Source organism: Methylibium sp. Root1272 (genome assembly GCF_001425905.1).
Classification (GTDB): domain Bacteria; phylum Pseudomonadota; class Gammaproteobacteria; order Burkholderiales; family Burkholderiaceae_C; genus Methylibium.
In genome coordinates, this window is the sequence record NZ_LMDY01000013.1 from 499079 (window position 1) to 515229 (window position 16151).

Annotated in this window: 16 protein-coding genes; 15 read left to right on the top strand and 1 reads right to left on the bottom strand. The window is 69.7% G+C overall.

The features are described from left to right. Nucleotides 1-8 precede the first annotated feature (8 nt). On the bottom strand, nt 9-1394 hold the full coding sequence (locus tag ASC67_RS11410) for a chloride channel protein (RefSeq protein ID WP_056320035.1): 1386 nt from the start codon (nt 1392-1394) through the stop codon (nt 9-11). Nucleotides 1395-1582: 188 nt separating this feature from the next. Between ASC67_RS11410 and ssb the strand changes: the two genes are divergently transcribed. From ssb to ASC67_RS11485, 15 genes are all read left to right on the top strand, one after another. Continuing rightward, nucleotides 1583-2104 (top strand): single-stranded DNA-binding protein, encoded by a 522-nt coding sequence (ssb, locus tag ASC67_RS11415; RefSeq protein WP_056320040.1) that lies wholly within the window; start codon nt 1583-1585, stop codon nt 2102-2104. 114 nt (nt 2105-2218) lie between these two features. Then, the gene (locus ASC67_RS11420) at nt 2219-4039 is read left to right on the top strand and encodes a monovalent cation:proton antiporter-2 (CPA2) family protein (RefSeq protein ID WP_056320049.1); all 1821 of its coding nucleotides are present in this window, start codon (nt 2219-2221) and stop codon (nt 4037-4039) included. Between the two features lie 315 nt (nt 4040-4354). After that, entirely contained in the window at nt 4355-5392 is a 1038-nt protein-coding gene (locus ASC67_RS11425; RefSeq protein ID WP_056320052.1) for a sulfonate ABC transporter substrate-binding protein, read from the top strand. Nucleotides 5393-5402: 10 nt separating this feature from the next. Then, nucleotides 5403-6398 (top strand): aliphatic sulfonate ABC transporter substrate-binding protein, encoded by a 996-nt coding sequence (locus ASC67_RS11430; RefSeq protein ID WP_156466741.1) that lies wholly within the window; start codon nt 5403-5405, stop codon nt 6396-6398. 43 nt (nt 6399-6441) lie between these two features. Further along, nucleotides 6442-7638: an FMNH2-dependent alkanesulfonate monooxygenase gene (gene ssuD / locus ASC67_RS11435; RefSeq protein ID WP_056320055.1), complete on the top strand. Its 1197-nt coding sequence runs from the start codon at nt 6442-6444 to the stop codon at nt 7636-7638. Nucleotides 7639-7662: 24 nt separating this feature from the next. Continuing rightward, nucleotides 7663-8508: an aliphatic sulfonate ABC transporter permease SsuC gene (ssuC, locus tag ASC67_RS11440; protein WP_056320057.1), complete on the top strand. Its 846-nt coding sequence runs from the start codon at nt 7663-7665 to the stop codon at nt 8506-8508. Nucleotides 8509-8542: 34 nt separating this feature from the next. Then, nucleotides 8543-9481, top strand: coding sequence for an ATP-binding cassette domain-containing protein (locus tag ASC67_RS11445; RefSeq protein ID WP_235566292.1), 939 nt, complete (start codon nt 8543-8545; stop codon nt 9479-9481). Between the two features lie 65 nt (nt 9482-9546). After that, nucleotides 9547-9930, top strand: coding sequence for a thioredoxin family protein (locus tag ASC67_RS11450; protein WP_056320061.1), 384 nt, complete (start codon nt 9547-9549; stop codon nt 9928-9930). A gap of 113 nt (nt 9931-10043) precedes the next feature. Further along, nucleotides 10044-10262 carry a molybdopterin-binding protein gene (locus ASC67_RS11455; RefSeq protein WP_011827720.1) on the top strand — a complete coding sequence of 73 codons (219 nt, stop codon included), beginning with the start codon at nt 10044-10046 and terminating at the stop codon, nt 10260-10262. 10 nt (nt 10263-10272) lie between these two features. Further along, nucleotides 10273-10884 carry an alpha/beta hydrolase gene (locus ASC67_RS11460; protein ID WP_235566293.1) on the top strand — a complete coding sequence of 204 codons (612 nt, stop codon included), beginning with the start codon at nt 10273-10275 and terminating at the stop codon, nt 10882-10884. A gap of 135 nt (nt 10885-11019) precedes the next feature. Continuing rightward, entirely contained in the window at nt 11020-12033 is a 1014-nt protein-coding gene (locus ASC67_RS11465) for a sulfate ABC transporter substrate-binding protein (protein ID WP_056320066.1), read from the top strand. Nucleotides 12034-12204: 171 nt separating this feature from the next. Further along, entirely contained in the window at nt 12205-13218 is a 1014-nt protein-coding gene (locus ASC67_RS11470) for a sulfate ABC transporter substrate-binding protein (protein ID WP_056320067.1), read from the top strand. A 100-nt stretch (nt 13219-13318) separates the two neighbouring features. After that, nucleotides 13319-14155: a sulfate ABC transporter permease subunit CysT gene (cysT, locus tag ASC67_RS11475; protein WP_056320072.1), complete on the top strand. Its 837-nt coding sequence runs from the start codon at nt 13319-13321 to the stop codon at nt 14153-14155. A gap of 1 nt (nt 14156) precedes the next feature. Next, a complete protein-coding gene (gene cysW / locus ASC67_RS11480) occupies nt 14157-15074 on the top strand; it encodes a sulfate ABC transporter permease subunit CysW (protein WP_156466742.1) in 918 nt (305 codons plus the stop codon). Beyond that, complete coding sequence (locus ASC67_RS11485; protein WP_056320075.1) at nt 15071-16126, top strand: sulfate/molybdate ABC transporter ATP-binding protein; 1056 nt, start codon at nt 15071-15073, stop codon at nt 16124-16126. Before cysW ends, ASC67_RS11485 begins: the two co-directional genes overlap by 4 nt. Nucleotides 16127-16151: the final 25 nt, after the last annotated feature.

Here is a 16151-nt window from a genome sequence, read left to right on the forward strand (position 1 = left end):
CGCAGCGGTCAGGGCCGAGTGGGGGTCGAGTCCTGGAACGAAGTGGTGGTGGCGGGGCCCGGGTCCGGCGGCATCGTCGACGGCACGGCCGGCAGGCGCCGCAGCTGCAGCTCGGCCAGCTCGGCATACAGCGGCCGGCTCAGCAGCCGCGAGAGGCCGCTGGCGCCCAGCGCCGCGGCCATCAGGCTCAGCACCATCGCGTGGCCGTCGACCATCTCCATCACGATGATGAAGGCCGTGATCGGCGCCTGCGTCACGGCCGCCAGGAAGCCGGCCATGCCGATGGCGATCAGCGCCGCGCCGGCCGGCGAGCCGGTGAGCTGCGCGATGTCGGCGCCGATGCCCGCGCCGACCGACAGCGAGGGCGCGAAGATGCCGCCCGGCACGCCGCTCCACGCCGACAGCCAGGTGCTGATGAACTTGAGCAGCACGAACAGCACCGGCAGGCCGGCGTCGCCGTTCAGCAGGCCCTTGGTTTCGTCGTAGCCGCTGCCGTAGGTGAGCCCGCCGCTGACGATGCCGATCAGCGCCACCACGAAGCCGCAGCCGGCCGCGAAGCGCACCGGGTGGCGTCGCCGCAGCGCGCAGAAGCGATCGGGCGCGCCGACCACCGACACGATCAGCAATCGGGAGAACAGCCCGCCCAGCAGGCCCGCGCACAGCACCACCAGCAGGCCGGGCAGCAACAGGCCGCTGTCGAGCCGGCCGACGCGGATGACGCCGAAGTAGGTCGAGTTGCCGAAGGCCGAGACCGCCACCAGGCCGGCCAGCACGATGGCCGTGATGATGAGCCCGCTGTTGCGGTTCTCGATCTTGCGCGACAGCTCCTCGATCGCGAACACCACGCCGGCCAGTGGCGCGTTGAAGGCTGCCGCGATGCCGGCGGCGCCGCCGGCGATCAGCAGGCCGTGGTCGGTGACGCTCGAGCGGGCCGGCAGCCAGCGCCTCGCATGCAGCATCACGCCGGCCGCCACCTGCACCGACGGGCCTTCGCGTCCGGCCGACAGCCCGGCCAGCAGGGCACCCGACGCCAGCACCAGCTTGGCCACGCTCAGCCGCAGCGACACGAACAGGCCGCGCTGCGACGGCGAGGTGCGCGTGTCCAGCGCTGCCAGTACCTGCGGGATCCCGGAACCCGCGGCGCCCGGCACCCAGCGCAGCGTGAACCACACCAGCGCCGCGGTGAGGGCCGGCATCCAGACCAGCGGCAGCAGCGGGTGCAGGCCGCGCAGGGCGCCGAAGCCCTCGAGCGCCAGCTCGCTCAGCATCGTGAAGCCGACCACCGCGAGCCCCGCCGCGACCGCGTACGCCAGGACCACGGCGCGATCGCGCCAGGAGCGCCAGTCGACCAGTTCCTGGCGAACGGCCTGGGTGAAGTCGGGTTGCTTCTTCAAGAGTTCGGGACGGTGCGGCGGTGCGTGGGCGGCGGCCGCCCACGCACCGATGATGCCTGGGCCGGCTCATGCAAGAACCGGGCGCAGGGCCATCGGGGTGGCGGGCATAATCGTCGGCCGCCCCCGGATTCCCGGGCCGCGGACCCCTCCGAATCCCTTCTTTCTCCTTACTGCGCGGGAGCAGCGGCATGGCCTCCATCAACAAAGTCATCCTGATCGGCAACCTGGGCCGCGACCCCGAGGTGCGCTACACGCCCAGCGGTTCGGCCGTGTGCAACATCAGCCTCGCGACCACCCGCAACTGGAAGAACAAGGACAGCGGCGACAAGGTCGAGGAGACCGAGTGGCACCGCGTGGTGTTCTACGACCGCCTGGCCGAGATCGCCGGCGAGTACCTGAAGAAGGGCCGCCCGGTCTACGTCGAAGGCCGGCTGAAGACCCGCAAGTGGCAGGACAAGGACGGCGTCGAGAAGTACACCACCGAGATCATTGCCGAGCAGATGCAGTTGCTCGGGGGCCGTGAAGGCATGGGTGGCGGCGACGACGGCGGTGGTGGCGGCTATTCCCGCGGCGACGAAGGCGGCGGCGAGGCCCCGCAGCGCGCGGCGCGCCCACCTCAGCGCCCTGCGGCCTCGCGCCAGGCGCCTGCCGCGGCGCCGCAGAAGTCGGCCACCGGCTTCGACGACATGGACGACGACATCCCGTTCTGACGCGTCCCGAGGCGTCGTCAAGCAGGGCCTGCAACCCGAGGTTGCCGGCCCTTTTTCAATGCGGCCGCGCGCGGCCGTATCCCCACGGTATTCGGCAACGGCAGGAGAGCAGGCATGGCGGTCGAGGCGGCAGGCAACGAACAACTGGTCCGTGTGGTGGTGCTGCTGGCCGCCGGCGTGGTGGCCGTGCCGCTGTTCAAGCGCCTCGGGCTCGGCTCGGTGCTCGGCTACCTGGCCGCCGGGCTGGCGATCGGGCCGTTCGGCCTGGGGCTGATCGCCGACGCGCAGACGATCCTGCACGTGGCCGAGCTCGGTGTCGTGATGTTCCTGTTCGTGATCGGGCTGGAGATGCAGCCCAAGCGCCTGTGGAGCCTGCGCCACGAGATCTTCGGCCTGGGCCTGGCGCAGGTGCTGGCGTGCGGCGCGCTGCTCACCGGCGTCGGCATGCTCGCGGGGCTGTCTGCCGCCGTGGCCTTCGTGGCCGCGATGGGCTTCGTGATGACCTCCACCGCCACGGTCATGCTGATCCTCGACGAGCGCGGCGAAACGGCCACCTCGCGCGGCCAGCGCGTGGTCTCCATCCTGCTGCTCGAGGACCTGGCGATCGTGCCGCTGCTGGCCATCGTGGCCTTCCTCGCGCCGGCGCAGGCCGACGTCGACAGTTCCATCTGGCGGGCGCTGCTGCTGGCGCTGGTGGCGGTGGGCAGCGTCACGATCGCGGGGCGCTGGCTGCTGAACCCGATGTTCCGGCTGCTGGCGGCGGCGCGTGCGCGGGAGGTCATGACCGCCGCCGCGCTGCTGGTGGTGCTGGGCGCCGCGCTGCTGATGCAGTTCGGCGGCCTGTCGATGGCGATGGGCGCCTTCCTCGCCGGCGTGATGCTGTCGGAATCGAGCTTCCGGCACCAGCTGGAGGCCGACATCGAGCCGTTCCGCGGCATCCTGCTCGGCCTGTTCTTCCTGAGCGTCGGCATGTCGCTCGACCTCACGGTGTTCGCCAGCCACTGGCCCCAGGTGCTGGGCGGCGTGGTGGTGTTCATGCTGGTGAAGGCGGCCGGCATCTACGCCGTCGCTCGTGTGCTGGGCGCGCCGCACGGCGATGCGCTCCACCGCATGGTGCTGATGGCCCAGGGCGGCGAGTTCGCGTTCGTGCTGTACTCGGCCGGCGTCAGCGCCGGGCTGCTGGAGGGCCCGATGCATGCGGTACTCACCGCGATCGTGATCCTGTCGATGGCCCTGACGCCGCTGGCGGTCGGTGCGCTGCGCTGGATGCTGCCGCGCGGCGCCGCGTCGCTCGAGGGCGTGGACCGGGCCGACGGCCTCAGCGGCAGCGTGCTGATGATCGGCTTCGGCCGCTTCGGCCAGGTCGCCAGCCAGGCCCTGCTGGCGCGCGGGGTCGACGTGGCGATCATCGACTCGGACACCGAGATGATCCAGAGCGCCGACGGCTTCGGCTTCAAGGTGTACTACGGTGACGGCACACGGCTCGACGTGCTGCACGCCTCCGGCGCCGCCACGGCCGAGGCGATCGCCGTCTGCGTGGACGACAAGGCTGCGGCGCTGAAGATCGTCGAGCTGGTGAAGCATTCGTTCCCGCAGGCCCGCCTGCTGGTGCGCTCCTTCGATCGCGAGCATGCGCTGAAGCTCATCGCCGCGGGCGTGGACTACCAGGTGCGCGAGACCTTCGAGTCGGCCAGCGCATTCGGCGAGGCCGCACTGCGGGCCCTCGGCGCCTCGCCCGACGAGGCCGCGCAGGTGGCCGCCGAGGTGCGCCGCCGCGATGGCGAGCGCTTGCAGATCCAGATCACCGGTGGCCTGCGGGCAGGGGTGGGAATGATGCACAGCAACCGCATGAAGCCCACGCCGCTCACCAAGCCGTCGCGCGCCGGCCAGCCGCTGAGCGACGAGACGGCGTCGGTCACGGCCAACGCGCCTTAGGGCCTGTCGACGCCACCCCTCGGCGCGCTTATGCGCCGGGCCGCTATCGACCACCGGAAAGCTTCGTTGGCCGCTGCGGCGAGTCTCCCTATCGTGCGGGCACTGCATCCCCGCACGGAGCCGCCTTGTCACTCTTCCGCTGTCCGGCCTGAACCTCTTCCCCGATCGCGACCCCTTTGACGCGGGGGCGGTTGCAGGCTGCGTCTCCTTCGCTTGTCTCCGCTTTTCTGGCCTGGTTCATCGGCCGCCCCCGTCCTTTCTTTCCTCGTTGATGCGCGCGACGACGTTCGCCGCGCCCACGAACTGGAGTTCCCCATGAGCCATTCGGATTCTTCTTCCTCGTCCCGCTGGAGCCGGCTACCGCAGTCGGCCCGTCGCCGCCTGCTGCAGGCCTTCGGCGCGGCCGCCGGTGCGGCCGCGCTCGGTACTTGGCCGCTGGCCCGTGCGCAGTCCTCGGGCGCGGCGCGCGAGCCGCTGCGTGTGGGCTACCAGAAGTCGGCCAGCCTGTTCGTGCTGCAGAAGGCGCAGGGCTCGCTGGAGAAGAAGCTCGCGCCGCTGGGTGTGGGCGTGAAGTGGGTCGAGTTCCCGGCCGGGCCGCAGTTGCTCGAAGGGCTGAATGTCGGCTCGGTCGATATCGGCCACGTCGGCGAGGCGCCGCCGATCTTCGCGCAGGCGGCCGGCGCCGACTTCGTCTACATCGGCCACGACCCGGCCGCGCCGGAGGCCGAGGCCATCGTGGTGCCGCAGGGTTCGGCGATCAAGAGCGTGGCCGAGCTCAAGGGCAAGAAGGTCGCGCTGAACAAGGGCTCGAACGTGCACTACCTGCTGGTGCGCGCGCTCGAGAAGGCCGGCGTCAAGTACAGCGAGATCCAGCCGATCTTCCTGCCGCCGGCCGATGCGCGTGCCGCCTTCGAGAAGGGTGCGGTCGATGCCTGGGCGATCTGGGATCCCTTCCTCGCCGCAGTCGAGAAGCAGACCGGCGCGCGCGTGCTGGTCGACGGCCGCAACGGCGTCGCCAACAACTACCTGTTCTACCTGGCCGAGCGCAAGTTCGTGCAGAAGAACGGCGACGTGATCCAGGCGCTGTTCGCCGATTCGCAGGAGCAGGGCCGCTGGCTGAAGGCCGACTTGAAGCGCGCCGCGGCGATCATCGCGCCGCTGCAGGGACTGGACCCGGAGATCGTCGAGCTCGCGCTGCGCCGCTACAACTTCAACGTCACGCCGCTCAGCGAGCAGGTCGCCGCGCAGCAGCAGCAGATCGCCGACGTGTTCCACGAGCTCAAGCTGATCCCCAAGCCGATCCGCGTGGCCGACGCGCTGCCCGCGGTGCGCGTCGCGCAGAAGCAGCCCTGAGGTGATGGTGATGAGCTTCCAACGATACGCCTTGTTCACCGGCGTCCTGGCACTGGTGGCCGGGCTGCTGTTCTTTGCGCCCGACGGGCACAGCCAGCCGGCCGCGCCGAAGGAGATCCGCATCGGCTTCCAGAAGAGCGCGGTCAACCTCGTGATCCTCAAGCAGCAGGGTGCGCTGGAGAAACGGTTCCCGGACAGCAAGGTGTCGTGGATCGAGTTTCCGGCCGGACCGCAGCTGCTGGAGGCGCTGGCGGTCGGCAGCCTGGAGATCGGCCTGACCGGCGACTCGCCGCCGGTGTTCGCGCAGGCGGCCGGCAAGGACCTGCGCTACGTCGGCGCCGAGCCGCCCAAGCCGCAGAGTTCGGCCCTCCTCGTGAAACCCGACTCGTCGCTGCGCACGCTGGCCGACCTGAAGGGCAAGAAGGTCGCCTTCCAGAAGGGCTCCAGCGCGCACTACCTCGTGGTGCGCGCGCTGGCGCAGGCCGGGCTGCAGTGGAGCGACATCACGCCGATCTACCTGCCGCCGTCGGACGCGCGCGCCGCCTTCGAGCGCGGCAGCGTCGACGCCTGGGCCATCTGGGACCCGTACTACGCTGCGACCGAGCTCGACATCAAGCCGCGCGTGCTGAGCAATGGCGTGGGCCTGTCGGGCAACAACTCCTTCTACCTGGCATCGACCGCGTTCACGCAGAACCACCCGCAGGCGGTGCAGGTCCTGCTCGACGAGCTGACGCGGGCCGATGCCTACGTGCAGTCGCACCGCAAGGAGTCCGCGCAGTTCATCGCCGACTTCAGCGGCCTGAGCCTGGCGACGGTGCACCTGTTCATCTCGCGCCGCCCGCCGTCGCCGGTGAAGCCGCTGTCGCCGGCGCTGGTGGCCGACCAGCAGCGAGTGGCCGATGCCTTCCAGCAGCTCGGACTGATCCCCAAGCCGGTGGCGGTGGCCGAGATCGTGTGGCAGCCCGGCGCCACGGGCGCGGCGCGCCTCGCGAACGCCGCCCGCTGAGACAACAAGAACGACCCGACCGAAGACGAAGGAGAGACGAGCGATGAAACTGCTCTGGTTCATCCCCACCCACGGCGACTCGCGCTACCTCGGCAGCGCGCAAGGCGCGCGCGCCGCGGACTACAACTACTTCCGCCAGGTCGCGATCGCGGCCGACAGCCTGGGCTACGAGGGCGTGCTGATCCCGACCGGTCGCTCCTGCGAGGACCCGTGGGTCGTGGCGTCCAGCCTGATCGGCGAGACGCGGCGCCTGAAGTTCCTGGTCGCCTTGCGGCCGGGGCTGGTGGCGCCGTCGCAATCGGCGCGCATGGCCGCCACCTTCGACCGGCTCTCCGGCGGGCGCCTGCTGGTGAACCTGGTGACCGGCGGCGATGCCGAGGAGCTGGCCGGCGACGGCCAGTTCCTGAGCCACGCCGAACGCTACGAGCAGTCGGTCGAGTTCATGAAGATCTGGCGCGAGGTGATCGCGCGCTCGCACGAGCCGCAGAACGCGGTCGACTTCGATGGCAAGCACCTGCAGGTGCAGGGTGCGAAGCTGCTCTACCCGCCGATCGCGAAGCCCTATCCACCGCTGTTCTTCGGCGGCTCGTCGGAGGCGGCGCACGAACTGGCGGCCGAGCAGTTCGATACCTACCTCACCTGGGGCGAGCCGCCGGCCGCGGTGGCCGAGAAGGTGGCCGACATCCGGCAGCGCGCGGCGAAGCACGGCCGCACGCTGAGCTTCGGCATCCGCCTGCACGTGATCGTGCGCGAGACCGAAGACGAGGCCTGGCGCGCCGCCGGCGAGCTGCTCTCGCACCTGGACGACGCCACCATCGCCGCCGCGCAGCAGCGCTTCGGCCAGATGGATTCGGTGGGCCAGCGCCGCATGGCCGAGCTCAACAAGGGCCAATTCAACCGCGCCGATATCCGCGAGGGCCTGGAGATCTCGCCCAACCTGTGGGCCGGCGTAGGCCTGGTGCGCGGTGGGGCCGGCACGGCGCTGGTCGGCAGCCCGGAGCAGGTGGCCGCGCGCATCAAGGAGTACGCGGCGCTCGGGCTCGATCACTTCATCCTGTCCGGCTACCCGCACCTGGAAGAGGCGCACCGCGTGGCGGAGCTGGTGTTCCCGCTGCTGCCGCTGCAGCGCGAGACGGGCGCGGCGGCGACCCACGTGCTCAGCGGGCCGTTCGGCGAGATCGTCGCCAACAGCTTCGTGCCGCCGCCGGCCGCCGCGCCGGTGCGCGTGAGCGCCAGCTGATCGATGACCGGAAGGGAGCCCACCATGTCCGTCATCGATGCCGCCGAGCCCGTACCGACGAGCGGTGCCGCGCCGGCCCGACCCGCGCTGCGACCGGCCTCCGGGGCCGCGCTGCGCCGCCTGCTGCCCTGGCTGCTGCCGCTCGCGCTGATGAGCGGCTGGCAGCTGGCGTCGCAGCTGGGCTGGCTGTCGACCCGCATCCTGCCCGAGCCCTGGGCGGTGCTGAAGGCCTTCTGGACGCTGGCCGCGTCGGGCGAGATGTGGCAGCACGTGGCCACCAGCACCTGGCGCGCCTTCGCCGGCCTGGCGATCGGCGGCGGCCTGGGCCTGGTGCTCGGCCTCGCGACCGGCACCTTCCGCACGCTCGAGACCGCGCTCGACTCGACGCTGCAGATGGTGCGCAACATCCCGCCGTTGGCGATGATCCCGCTGGTCATCCTGTGGTTCGGCATCGACGAGGGCGCCAAGCTCTTCCTGGTCGCCTTCGGCGTGTTTTTTCCGGTCTACCTGAACACCTTCCACGGCATCCGCGCGGTCGACCCGGCGCTGATCGAGATGGCGCGCAGCTACGGGCTGTCGGGCTTCGCGCTGTACCGGCAGGTCATCCTGCCGGGTGCGCTGCCGAACATCCTGGTGGGGCTGCGCTTCGCGCTCGGCCTGATGTGGGTGCTGCTGATCGTGGCCGAGACGATCTCGGCGCAGGCCGGCATCGGCTACATGACCATGAATGCGCGCGAGTTCCTGCAGACCGACGTGGTGCTGGTCGGCATCCTGCTCTACGCGCTGCTCGGCAAGCTGGCCGACCTGGCGGCCAAGGCACTCGAGCGCTGGTGGCTGCGTTGGCATCCCGGCTACCGGTCGGTGCCGTGACATCTCCCCTTCCTCCTCCGCTGCGACGCCGACCATGCACCACCTCGAACTCGAACTGAACGAACTCGCGGTCGCGACGGCACCCGAGTTCGCGTGGGCCGGCTCGCGCCGGACCGATGCGCGCAGTGCCCCGGCCGCCGCCGAGGCGCCGGCCATCGTGCGCAGCGCGAACGACACACCGCGCGGCACCGCACTGCGGCTCGACCGCGTCGGCAAGCAGTTCGGCGACCGCGTGGTGCTCGACGCGATCGACCTGCGCATCGAACCCGGCGAGTTCGTCGCCATCGTCGGCCGCAGCGGCTGCGGCAAGAGCACGCTGCTGAGGCTCGTGGCCGGGCTCGAGACCGCGAGCCACGGCACGATCGCGCTCGACGGCGCGGGCGAGTCGCTTGCCCAGCGGCGCGACTTGCGCGTGATGTTCCAGGATGCACGCCTGCTGCCCTGGAAGCGCGTGCTGGACAACGTGGCGCTCGGCCTCGAGGGGCGCGACGCGAAGGAGCGGGCCCGCGAGGCGCTCGCGCAGGTCGGCCTGGCCGAGCGCGCCGACGAATGGCCGGCCGTGCTGTCGGGCGGCCAGCGCCAGCGCGTGGCCCTGGCGCGCGCGCTGGTGCATGCACCGCGGCTGCTGCTGCTCGACGAGCCGCTGGGCGCGCTGGACGCGTTGACGCGCATCGAGATGCAGCGCCTGATCGAGAGCCTGTGGCGTCGTCACGGCTTCACCGCGCTGCTGGTGACGCACGACGTGGCCGAGGCGGTGGCGCTGGCCGATCGCGTGCTGCTGATCGAGGACCACCGGGTGGTGCTCGACGAGCGCATCGCGCTGGCCCGGCCGCGCTCGCGCGGCGAAGCCGGCTTCGCCGCGCGCGAGGAAGCCATCCTGCAGCGCGTGCTGCAGCAGCCGGCGAGTGAGCCGGCGGTCGCGGAGGTGTTGCCGGACCCTTACCGAGCCCACCGGCTGCGGTGGGCGGTCTGAGGGGCGGCGCCCTGCCCATTCCCCCACCGCCCCGCACATCGCAGCCGCGCGGGCACACTGCCGGCATGACGACGAGCGCGCAGGGTGGCAACGAAGACGACTGGCTGGTGGCCTGCCTGTGCGCACAGTGGTGCGGCACCTGCCGCGACTACCGCGCGGTCTTCGAGGCGCTGGCGCGCGAGCAGCCGGCGCTGCGCTGTGTGTGGGTGGACATCGAGGACGACAGCGATGCGCTCGCGCCGCTCGACCTCGACATCGAGAACTTCCCGACCGTGCTGGTGGCGCGCGGCGCCGAGCTGCGCTTCTTCGGCACGCTGCTGCCGCATGCCACCACGCTGGCGCGCACGCTCGAGGCCGCGCGCGGCGCGGCGCTGGTGGCGCTGCCGGCGGCGCAGGCCGATGCGCTGGTGACGACGGTACGCGCGATGGGACAGACAGTGAACGGCTGAACGCGGCTCCCCGCCTTCATGCGGTTTGCGCATGTGGGCAGGCGAAGAGCTTCGTTGGTTGCAGAAGCGGCGGGGGCTACCTTCAGGTTTTGCACTGAAAAGGAAGTCCCCGCATGAGCATCACCGCCATCAACGTCCGCAACCAGTTCCGCGGCAAGGTCAAGGAAATCATCGAAGGGCCGGTGGTGTCGGAGATCGACGTCGAGACCCCGGCCGGCCTGATCGTGACCTCGGTCATCACCACGCGCTCGGTCAAGGAACTGCAGCTCGTGCCCGGCAAGGAAGTGATCGCGCTGGTCAAGTCGACCGAAGTGTCGATCGCCACGCTGTAGGCCGCACGCCATGAGCGCCGCGTTCCAGGCGCCTCGTTTGCTGGTGGTGCCCGGCCTGAACGACAGCGGGCCGGTGCACTGGCAGACCTGGCTGCAGTCGCAGTACCGCGACGCCGAGCGCGTGGTGCAGCGCGACTGGTCCGAGCCGCAGCTCGAGCGCTGGGCCGCTCGCATCGACGCGACGCTGGAGCGCGTGGCCGGGCGCAGCCATGGCGAGAAGCCGGCGTTCATCGCGGTCGCGCACAGCTTCGGCTGCCTCGCGCTGGCCCGCCATCTGGCGCAGCGGCCCGACTCGCCGGTGCGCGCCGCGCTGTTCGTCGCGCCGGCCGATCCCGACAAGTTCGGCGTCGCAGGACTGCTGCCTCAGCAGCGCCTCGCGGTGCCGAGCACCGTGGTGGCCAGCGACACCGATCCCTGGATGACGGCTGCCAGCAGCCGCCGCTGGGCCCAGCGATGGGGCAGTGCGTGGCTGACGCTCGGCGATGCCGGGCACATCAACGCCGAGGCCGGCTTCGGGCCGCTGCCGCTGGCGCGGCGCTGGGTCACCGCGATGAGTGCGCGTCTCGCACGCGAGCAGCGGCCGGCACGCGCGACGCTGGCCGAATGGTCGTTCGCGGTCTGAGGCGCGCCGTCGCGGTTGCTTGGTTGTAAAACGCATAAGCGTCCTTGCTTTCATTCGTTCCGCGTTGAAGCGGCGCTTTCTAGCATCCACCCATTCGTCTCTTCCCACCTTGATTCCGTGATCCCGAGGACCTTCATGACCCGTTTCGCTTCCGTCCGTGGCGCGCTCGCCGCCGCCATCCTTGTCCTGGCCGCCGGCGCTGCCGCCGCCAAGGACGTGACGCTGCTCAATGTTTCCTACGACCCGACGCGCGAGCTCTACGTCGAGTACAACGCCGCGTTCGCCAAGTACTGGAAGGGCAAGACCGGCGACAACGTGACCGTCAAGCAGTCGCACGGCGGCTCGGGCAAGCAGGCCCGCTCGGTGATCGACGGCATCGACGCCGACGTCGTGACGCTGGCGCTGGCCTACGACATCGACGAGATCGGCGAGAAGGCCAAGCTGCTGCCGACCGACTGGCAGAAGCGCCTGAAGCACAACAGCGCGCCCTACACCTCGACCTACATCTTCCTGGTGCGCAAGGGCAACCCGAAGGGCATCAAGAACTGGGACGACCTGGTGAAGCCGGGCGTGTCGGTGATCACCGCGAACCCCAAGACCTCGGGCGGCGCGCGCTGGGGCTATCTGGCGGCCTATGGCTTCGCACTCAAGCAGCCTGGCGGCGACGACGCCAAGGCGCGCGAGTTCGTCGGCAACCTGTTCAAGAACGTGCCGGTGCTGGATTCCGGCGCCCGCGGCTCGACGGTGACCTTCGCCGAGCGCGGCATCGGCGACGTGCTGCTGGCCTGGGAGAACGAGGCTCACCTGTCGTTGAAGGAGTTCGGCACCGACAAGTTCGACATCGTCTACCCGCCGCTGAGCATCCTGGCCGAACCGCCGGTGACCGTGGTCGACAAGGTGGTCGACAAGAAGGGCACCCGTGACGTCGCCCAGGCCTACCTCGAGTACCTGTACACCGTGGAAGGCCAGGAGATCGCCGCGCGCAACTTCTACCGTCCGATCGACGAGAAGGTCGGCGCGAAGTACGCGAAGAACTTCCCGAAGGTCAATCTGTTCACCATCGACGAGGTGTTCGGCGGCTGGGCCAAGGCGCAGAAGACGCACTTCGCCGACGGCGGCGTCTTCGATCAGATCTACACGAAGAAGTAGTCGCAGCGTATTCGTCGAGAGCAGGCGCTCACTTGTGGGCGCCTGTCGGCGTTTTCATTACGCCATTTTTCTCATAAGCATTCGCCAAAACTGTCGTTTGTGTTTTAAGCGGCGGTTTGTAGCATCCGCGCTCATTGACCTCTCCGCGGGTGTTCCGGCGCCTGCCTCACCATGTCCCTCATTCCTTCGTCGCTGCGCCGCGCGCTGCTCGTTTCTCCCTTGTTGCTGGCCACCGGCTGGGCCACGGCCGCCGGGCCGACGCTGCTGAACGTCAGCTACGACGTGGCGCGCGAGTTCTTCAAGGAGATCAACCCGGCCTTCCAGAAGCAGTGGAAGCAGGCCAGCGGCGAGGATCTGACGATCAACCAGTCCCACGGCGGATCGAGCAAGCAGGCCCGCGCGGTGATCGACGGCCTGGAGGCCGACGTCGTGACGATGAACCAGTCGAGCGACATCGACGCCATCGCCACGCGCGGCAAGCTGATCCCGGAAGACTGGGCGAAGCGCCTGCCGAACAACGCCGCGCCGACCACCTCGGTCACGGTGATCCTGGTGCGCAAGGGCAACCCGAAGAAGATCGCCGACTGGCCTGATCTCGCCAAGCCCGGCGTCAGCGTCGTGATCCCGAATCCCAAGGTCACCGGCAACGGCCGCTACAGCTATGTGGCCGCCTGGGGCTCGGCGATCAAGGCCGGCGGCACGCCGGCGCAGGCGCGCGATCTGGTGCAGAAGATCTTCGCCAACGTGCCGGTGTTCGACGGCGGCGGCCGAGCGGCGACCACCACCTTCGCGCAGCGCAACATCGGCGACGCGCTGGCGACCTTCGAGTCCGAGGTGAACCTGATCAAGGCCGAGTTCGGCGACAACTTCGACGTGGTCTACCCCAAGTCGACCATCCTGGCCGAGAACCCGGTGAGCGTGATCGACACCGTGGTCGACAAGAAGGGCACGCGCAAGCAGGCCGAGGCCTACCTCAAGTTCCTGTGGTCCGACGAAGCGCAGGAGATCGCCGCGAAGCACCAGCTACGCCCGCGCTCGGCTGCGCTGTTGAGCAAGTACGCGAAGGACTTCCCCAAGGTCAACACCTTCACCATCGATGAGGTCTTCGGCGGCTGGAGCAAGGCGCAGAAGGAGCACTTCGACGACGGCGGAATCTACGACCAGATCCTCGCAGCGCGCAAATGAACGCCATGCAGACGCGCGCGGGCCGAGCGCCGGGCCACCCTAAGCCGGCCCGCATCCCCTTGGGGGAGCGACGGACGACCTCGTTCGGCGAGGGGTAGTCATGTTCCTCTCCCGCACCCTGCTGCGGCGGCACAGCGTGCTGCCCGGCTTCGACCTCGCGCTCGGTTTCACGCTGCTCTACCTGAGCCTGATCGTCCTCGTGCCGCTGAGCGCGGCCTTTCTCAAGACTTTCACGCTGACCTGGCCGGCGTTCTGGGACGCGGTCACGTCGCCGCGGGTGGTCGCGTCCTACCGGCTGACCTTCGGCGCCTCGCTGGCCGGCGCGCTGCTGAACGCGGTGTTCGGCCTGGTGATCGCCTGGGTGCTGGTGCGCTACGAGTTCCCGTTCAAGCGCATCATCGATGCGTTGGTCGATCTGCCGTTCGCGCTGCCCACCGCGGTGGCCGGCATCGCGCTGACGGCGATCTATTCGCAGAACGGCTGGATCGGGCAGTACCTGCCGTTCAAGGTGAGCTTCACGCCGGTGGGCGTGTTCGTCGCGCTCACCTTCATCGGCCTGCCGTTCGTGGTGCGCACGCTGCAGCCGGTGCTCGAGGACCTGAGCAAGGAGATCGAGGAAGCGGCCGCCACCCTGGGCGCGAGCCGGGCGCAGACCTTCCGGCTGGTGATCTTCCCGATCCTGATCCCGGCGCTGCTGACCGGCTTCGCGCTCGCGTTCGCGCGCGCGCTGGGCGAGTACGGCTCGGTGATCTTCATCGCCGGCAACCTGCCACTGGTCAGCGAGATCACGCCGCTGCTCATCATCACCAAGCTCGAGCAGTACGACTACGCCGGCGCCACCGCGATCGCGGTGGTGATGCTGGTCTCGAGCTTCGTGCTGCTGCTGGGCATCAACCTGCTGCAGGCCTGGTCGCGCCGCCGGCAAGGGGGGAACTGACATGTCGACCGGTGCCACCCTGGCTCTGCAACCTGCCGCACCCGGCGCAGCGATCACACCGACGAACCTGCGCAACGCGACGACCGAGGCGCCCTGGGTGCGCCGCACGCTGATCGGCATCGCGCTGGTGTTCCTGGCGGTGTTCCTGTTCGTGCCGCTGTTCGCGGTGTTCTACGAGGCACTGAAGAAGGGCTGGGACGTCTACCTCGCGGCGATCGTCGAGCCCGATGCGGTGTCGGCCATCAAGCTCACGCTGCTGGCGGCAGCGGTGTCGCTGCCGCTGAACCTGGTGTTCGGCGTGGCGGCGGCCTGGTGCATCGCCAAGTTCGACTTCCGCGGCAAGAACATCCTGCTGACGCTGATCGACCTGCCGTTCTCGGTGAGCCCGGTGATCGCCGGCCTGATCTTCGTGCTGGTTTTCGGTCTGCAGGGCTGGCTGGGCGGTTGGCTGCGCGAGCACGACCTGAAGATCATCTTCGCGCTGCCCGGCATCGTGCTGGCCACGGTGTTCATCACCTTTCCGTTCATCGCGCGCGAACTGATCCCGCTGATGCAGGCGCAGGGCATCGAGCAGGAAGAGGCGGCGCGCGTGCTGGGCGCCTCGGGCTGGCAGATCTTCTGGCGCGTGACGCTGCCCAACATCAAGTGGGCGCTGCTGTACGGCGTGATCCTGTGCAACGCGCGGGCGATGGGCGAGTTCGGCGCGGTGTCGGTGGTCTCGGGCCACATCCGCGGCCAGACCAACACGATGCCGCTGCACATCGAGATCCTCTACAACGAGTACCAGTTCGCGGCCTCGTTCGCGGTGGCTTCGCTGCTGGCCGGGCTGGCGCTGGTGACGCTGGTGTTGAAGTACCTGGTCGAGCGGCGCGTGAGAAACCAGATCAAGGGCGCCACGAGCGCGCAGGAGTCCGCATGAGCATCGAAGTTCGCAACCTCAACAAGCGCTTCGGCCAGACCGTCGTCTGCGACAACGTCTCGATCGACATTCCTTCGGGTGAACTGGTGGCGCTGCTCGGCCCGTCGGGCTCGGGCAAGACCACGCTGCTGCGCATCATCGCGGGTCTGGAAGTGCCCGACAGCGGCAGCGTGCTGTTCCACGGCGAAGACGCGACCGGCACCGACGTGCGCGAGCGCCAGGTCGGTTTCGTGTTCCAGCATTACGCGCTGTTCGCGCACATGACGATCTTCGAGAACGTGGCCTTCGGCCTGCGCGTGCGGCCCAAGGCCACCCGACCGAGCGATGCCGAGATCCGCAGCAAGGTCACCGCCTTGCTGAAGCTGGTGCAGCTCGACTGGATCGCCGACCGCTTCCCGCACCAGCTGTCGGGCGGCCAGCGCCAGCGCATCGCGCTCGCGCGCGCGCTGGCGGTGGAGCCGAAGGTGCTGCTGCTCGACGAACCCTTCGGCGCGCTCGACGCGAAGGTGCGCAAGGAACTGCGCCGCTGGCTGCGCCGCCTGCACGACGAGGTGCATGTGACGAGCGTGTTCGTCACCCACGATCAGGAGGAGGCGATGGAAGTCGCCGACCGCATCGTCGTGATGAACCAGGGCCGTGTCGAGCAGGACGGCGCACCGGACCATGTGTACGACCACCCCGCGTCGCCCTTCGTGCTGCAGTTCCTCGGCGACGTGAACCTGTTCCACGGCCGCTTCGGCGCGGGCCGGGGCGATGCGAAGGGCGGCGAGGTCAGCTACGTGCGCCCGCACGAACTGGCGATCCTCGCCTCACCGGCCGAGGGCTCGCTGCCGGTGACGCTGTCGCAGGCGCTCACCGTGGGCCCGAACACGCGGGTGGAGTTCAAGCGCGTGGACGACGGCAGCTACATCGACGTCGAACTGCCGCGTTCGGAGTTCCATGCGCTGCGCGAGCGTTTCCCGCTCGAACCCGGCGCCACCGTGCACCTGCTGCCGCGCCGCGTGACGCGCTTCGAGCAGGAGTCGGAGACCGACCCGGCCGCGATGATCTGATCGGGTCCCGGTCGGGCCGTGGCGC

Excerpts from the sequence above, each read along its gene's own strand:
- ssb (WP_056320040.1), top strand. The coding sequence starts at position 1,583 with ATGGCCTCCATCAACAAAGTCATCCTGATCGGCAACCTGGGCCGCGAC.
- ASC67_RS11420 (WP_056320049.1), top strand. The coding sequence starts at position 2,219 with ATGGCGGTCGAGGCGGCAGGCAACGAACAACTGGTCCGTGTGGTGGTG.
- ASC67_RS11425 (WP_056320052.1), top strand. The coding sequence starts at position 4,355 with ATGAGCCATTCGGATTCTTCTTCCTCGTCCCGCTGGAGCCGGCTACCG.
- ASC67_RS11430 (WP_156466741.1), top strand. The coding sequence starts at position 5,403 with ATGAGCTTCCAACGATACGCCTTGTTCACCGGCGTCCTGGCACTGGTG.
- ssuD (WP_056320055.1), top strand. The coding sequence starts at position 6,442 with ATGAAACTGCTCTGGTTCATCCCCACCCACGGCGACTCGCGCTACCTC.
- ssuC (WP_056320057.1), top strand. The coding sequence starts at position 7,663 with ATGTCCGTCATCGATGCCGCCGAGCCCGTACCGACGAGCGGTGCCGCG.
- ASC67_RS11445 (WP_235566292.1), top strand. The coding sequence starts at position 8,543 with ATGCACCACCTCGAACTCGAACTGAACGAACTCGCGGTCGCGACGGCA.
- ASC67_RS11450 (WP_056320061.1), top strand. The coding sequence starts at position 9,547 with ATGACGACGAGCGCGCAGGGTGGCAACGAAGACGACTGGCTGGTGGCC.
- ASC67_RS11455 (WP_011827720.1), top strand. The coding sequence starts at position 10,044 with ATGAGCATCACCGCCATCAACGTCCGCAACCAGTTCCGCGGCAAGGTC.
- ASC67_RS11460 (WP_235566293.1), top strand. The coding sequence starts at position 10,273 with ATGAGCGCCGCGTTCCAGGCGCCTCGTTTGCTGGTGGTGCCCGGCCTG.
- ASC67_RS11465 (WP_056320066.1), top strand. The coding sequence starts at position 11,020 with ATGACCCGTTTCGCTTCCGTCCGTGGCGCGCTCGCCGCCGCCATCCTT.
- ASC67_RS11470 (WP_056320067.1), top strand. The coding sequence starts at position 12,205 with ATGTCCCTCATTCCTTCGTCGCTGCGCCGCGCGCTGCTCGTTTCTCCC.
- cysT (WP_056320072.1), top strand. The coding sequence starts at position 13,319 with ATGTTCCTCTCCCGCACCCTGCTGCGGCGGCACAGCGTGCTGCCCGGC.
- cysW (WP_156466742.1), top strand. The coding sequence starts at position 14,157 with ATGTCGACCGGTGCCACCCTGGCTCTGCAACCTGCCGCACCCGGCGCA.
- ASC67_RS11485 (WP_056320075.1), top strand. The coding sequence starts at position 15,071 with ATGAGCATCGAAGTTCGCAACCTCAACAAGCGCTTCGGCCAGACCGTC.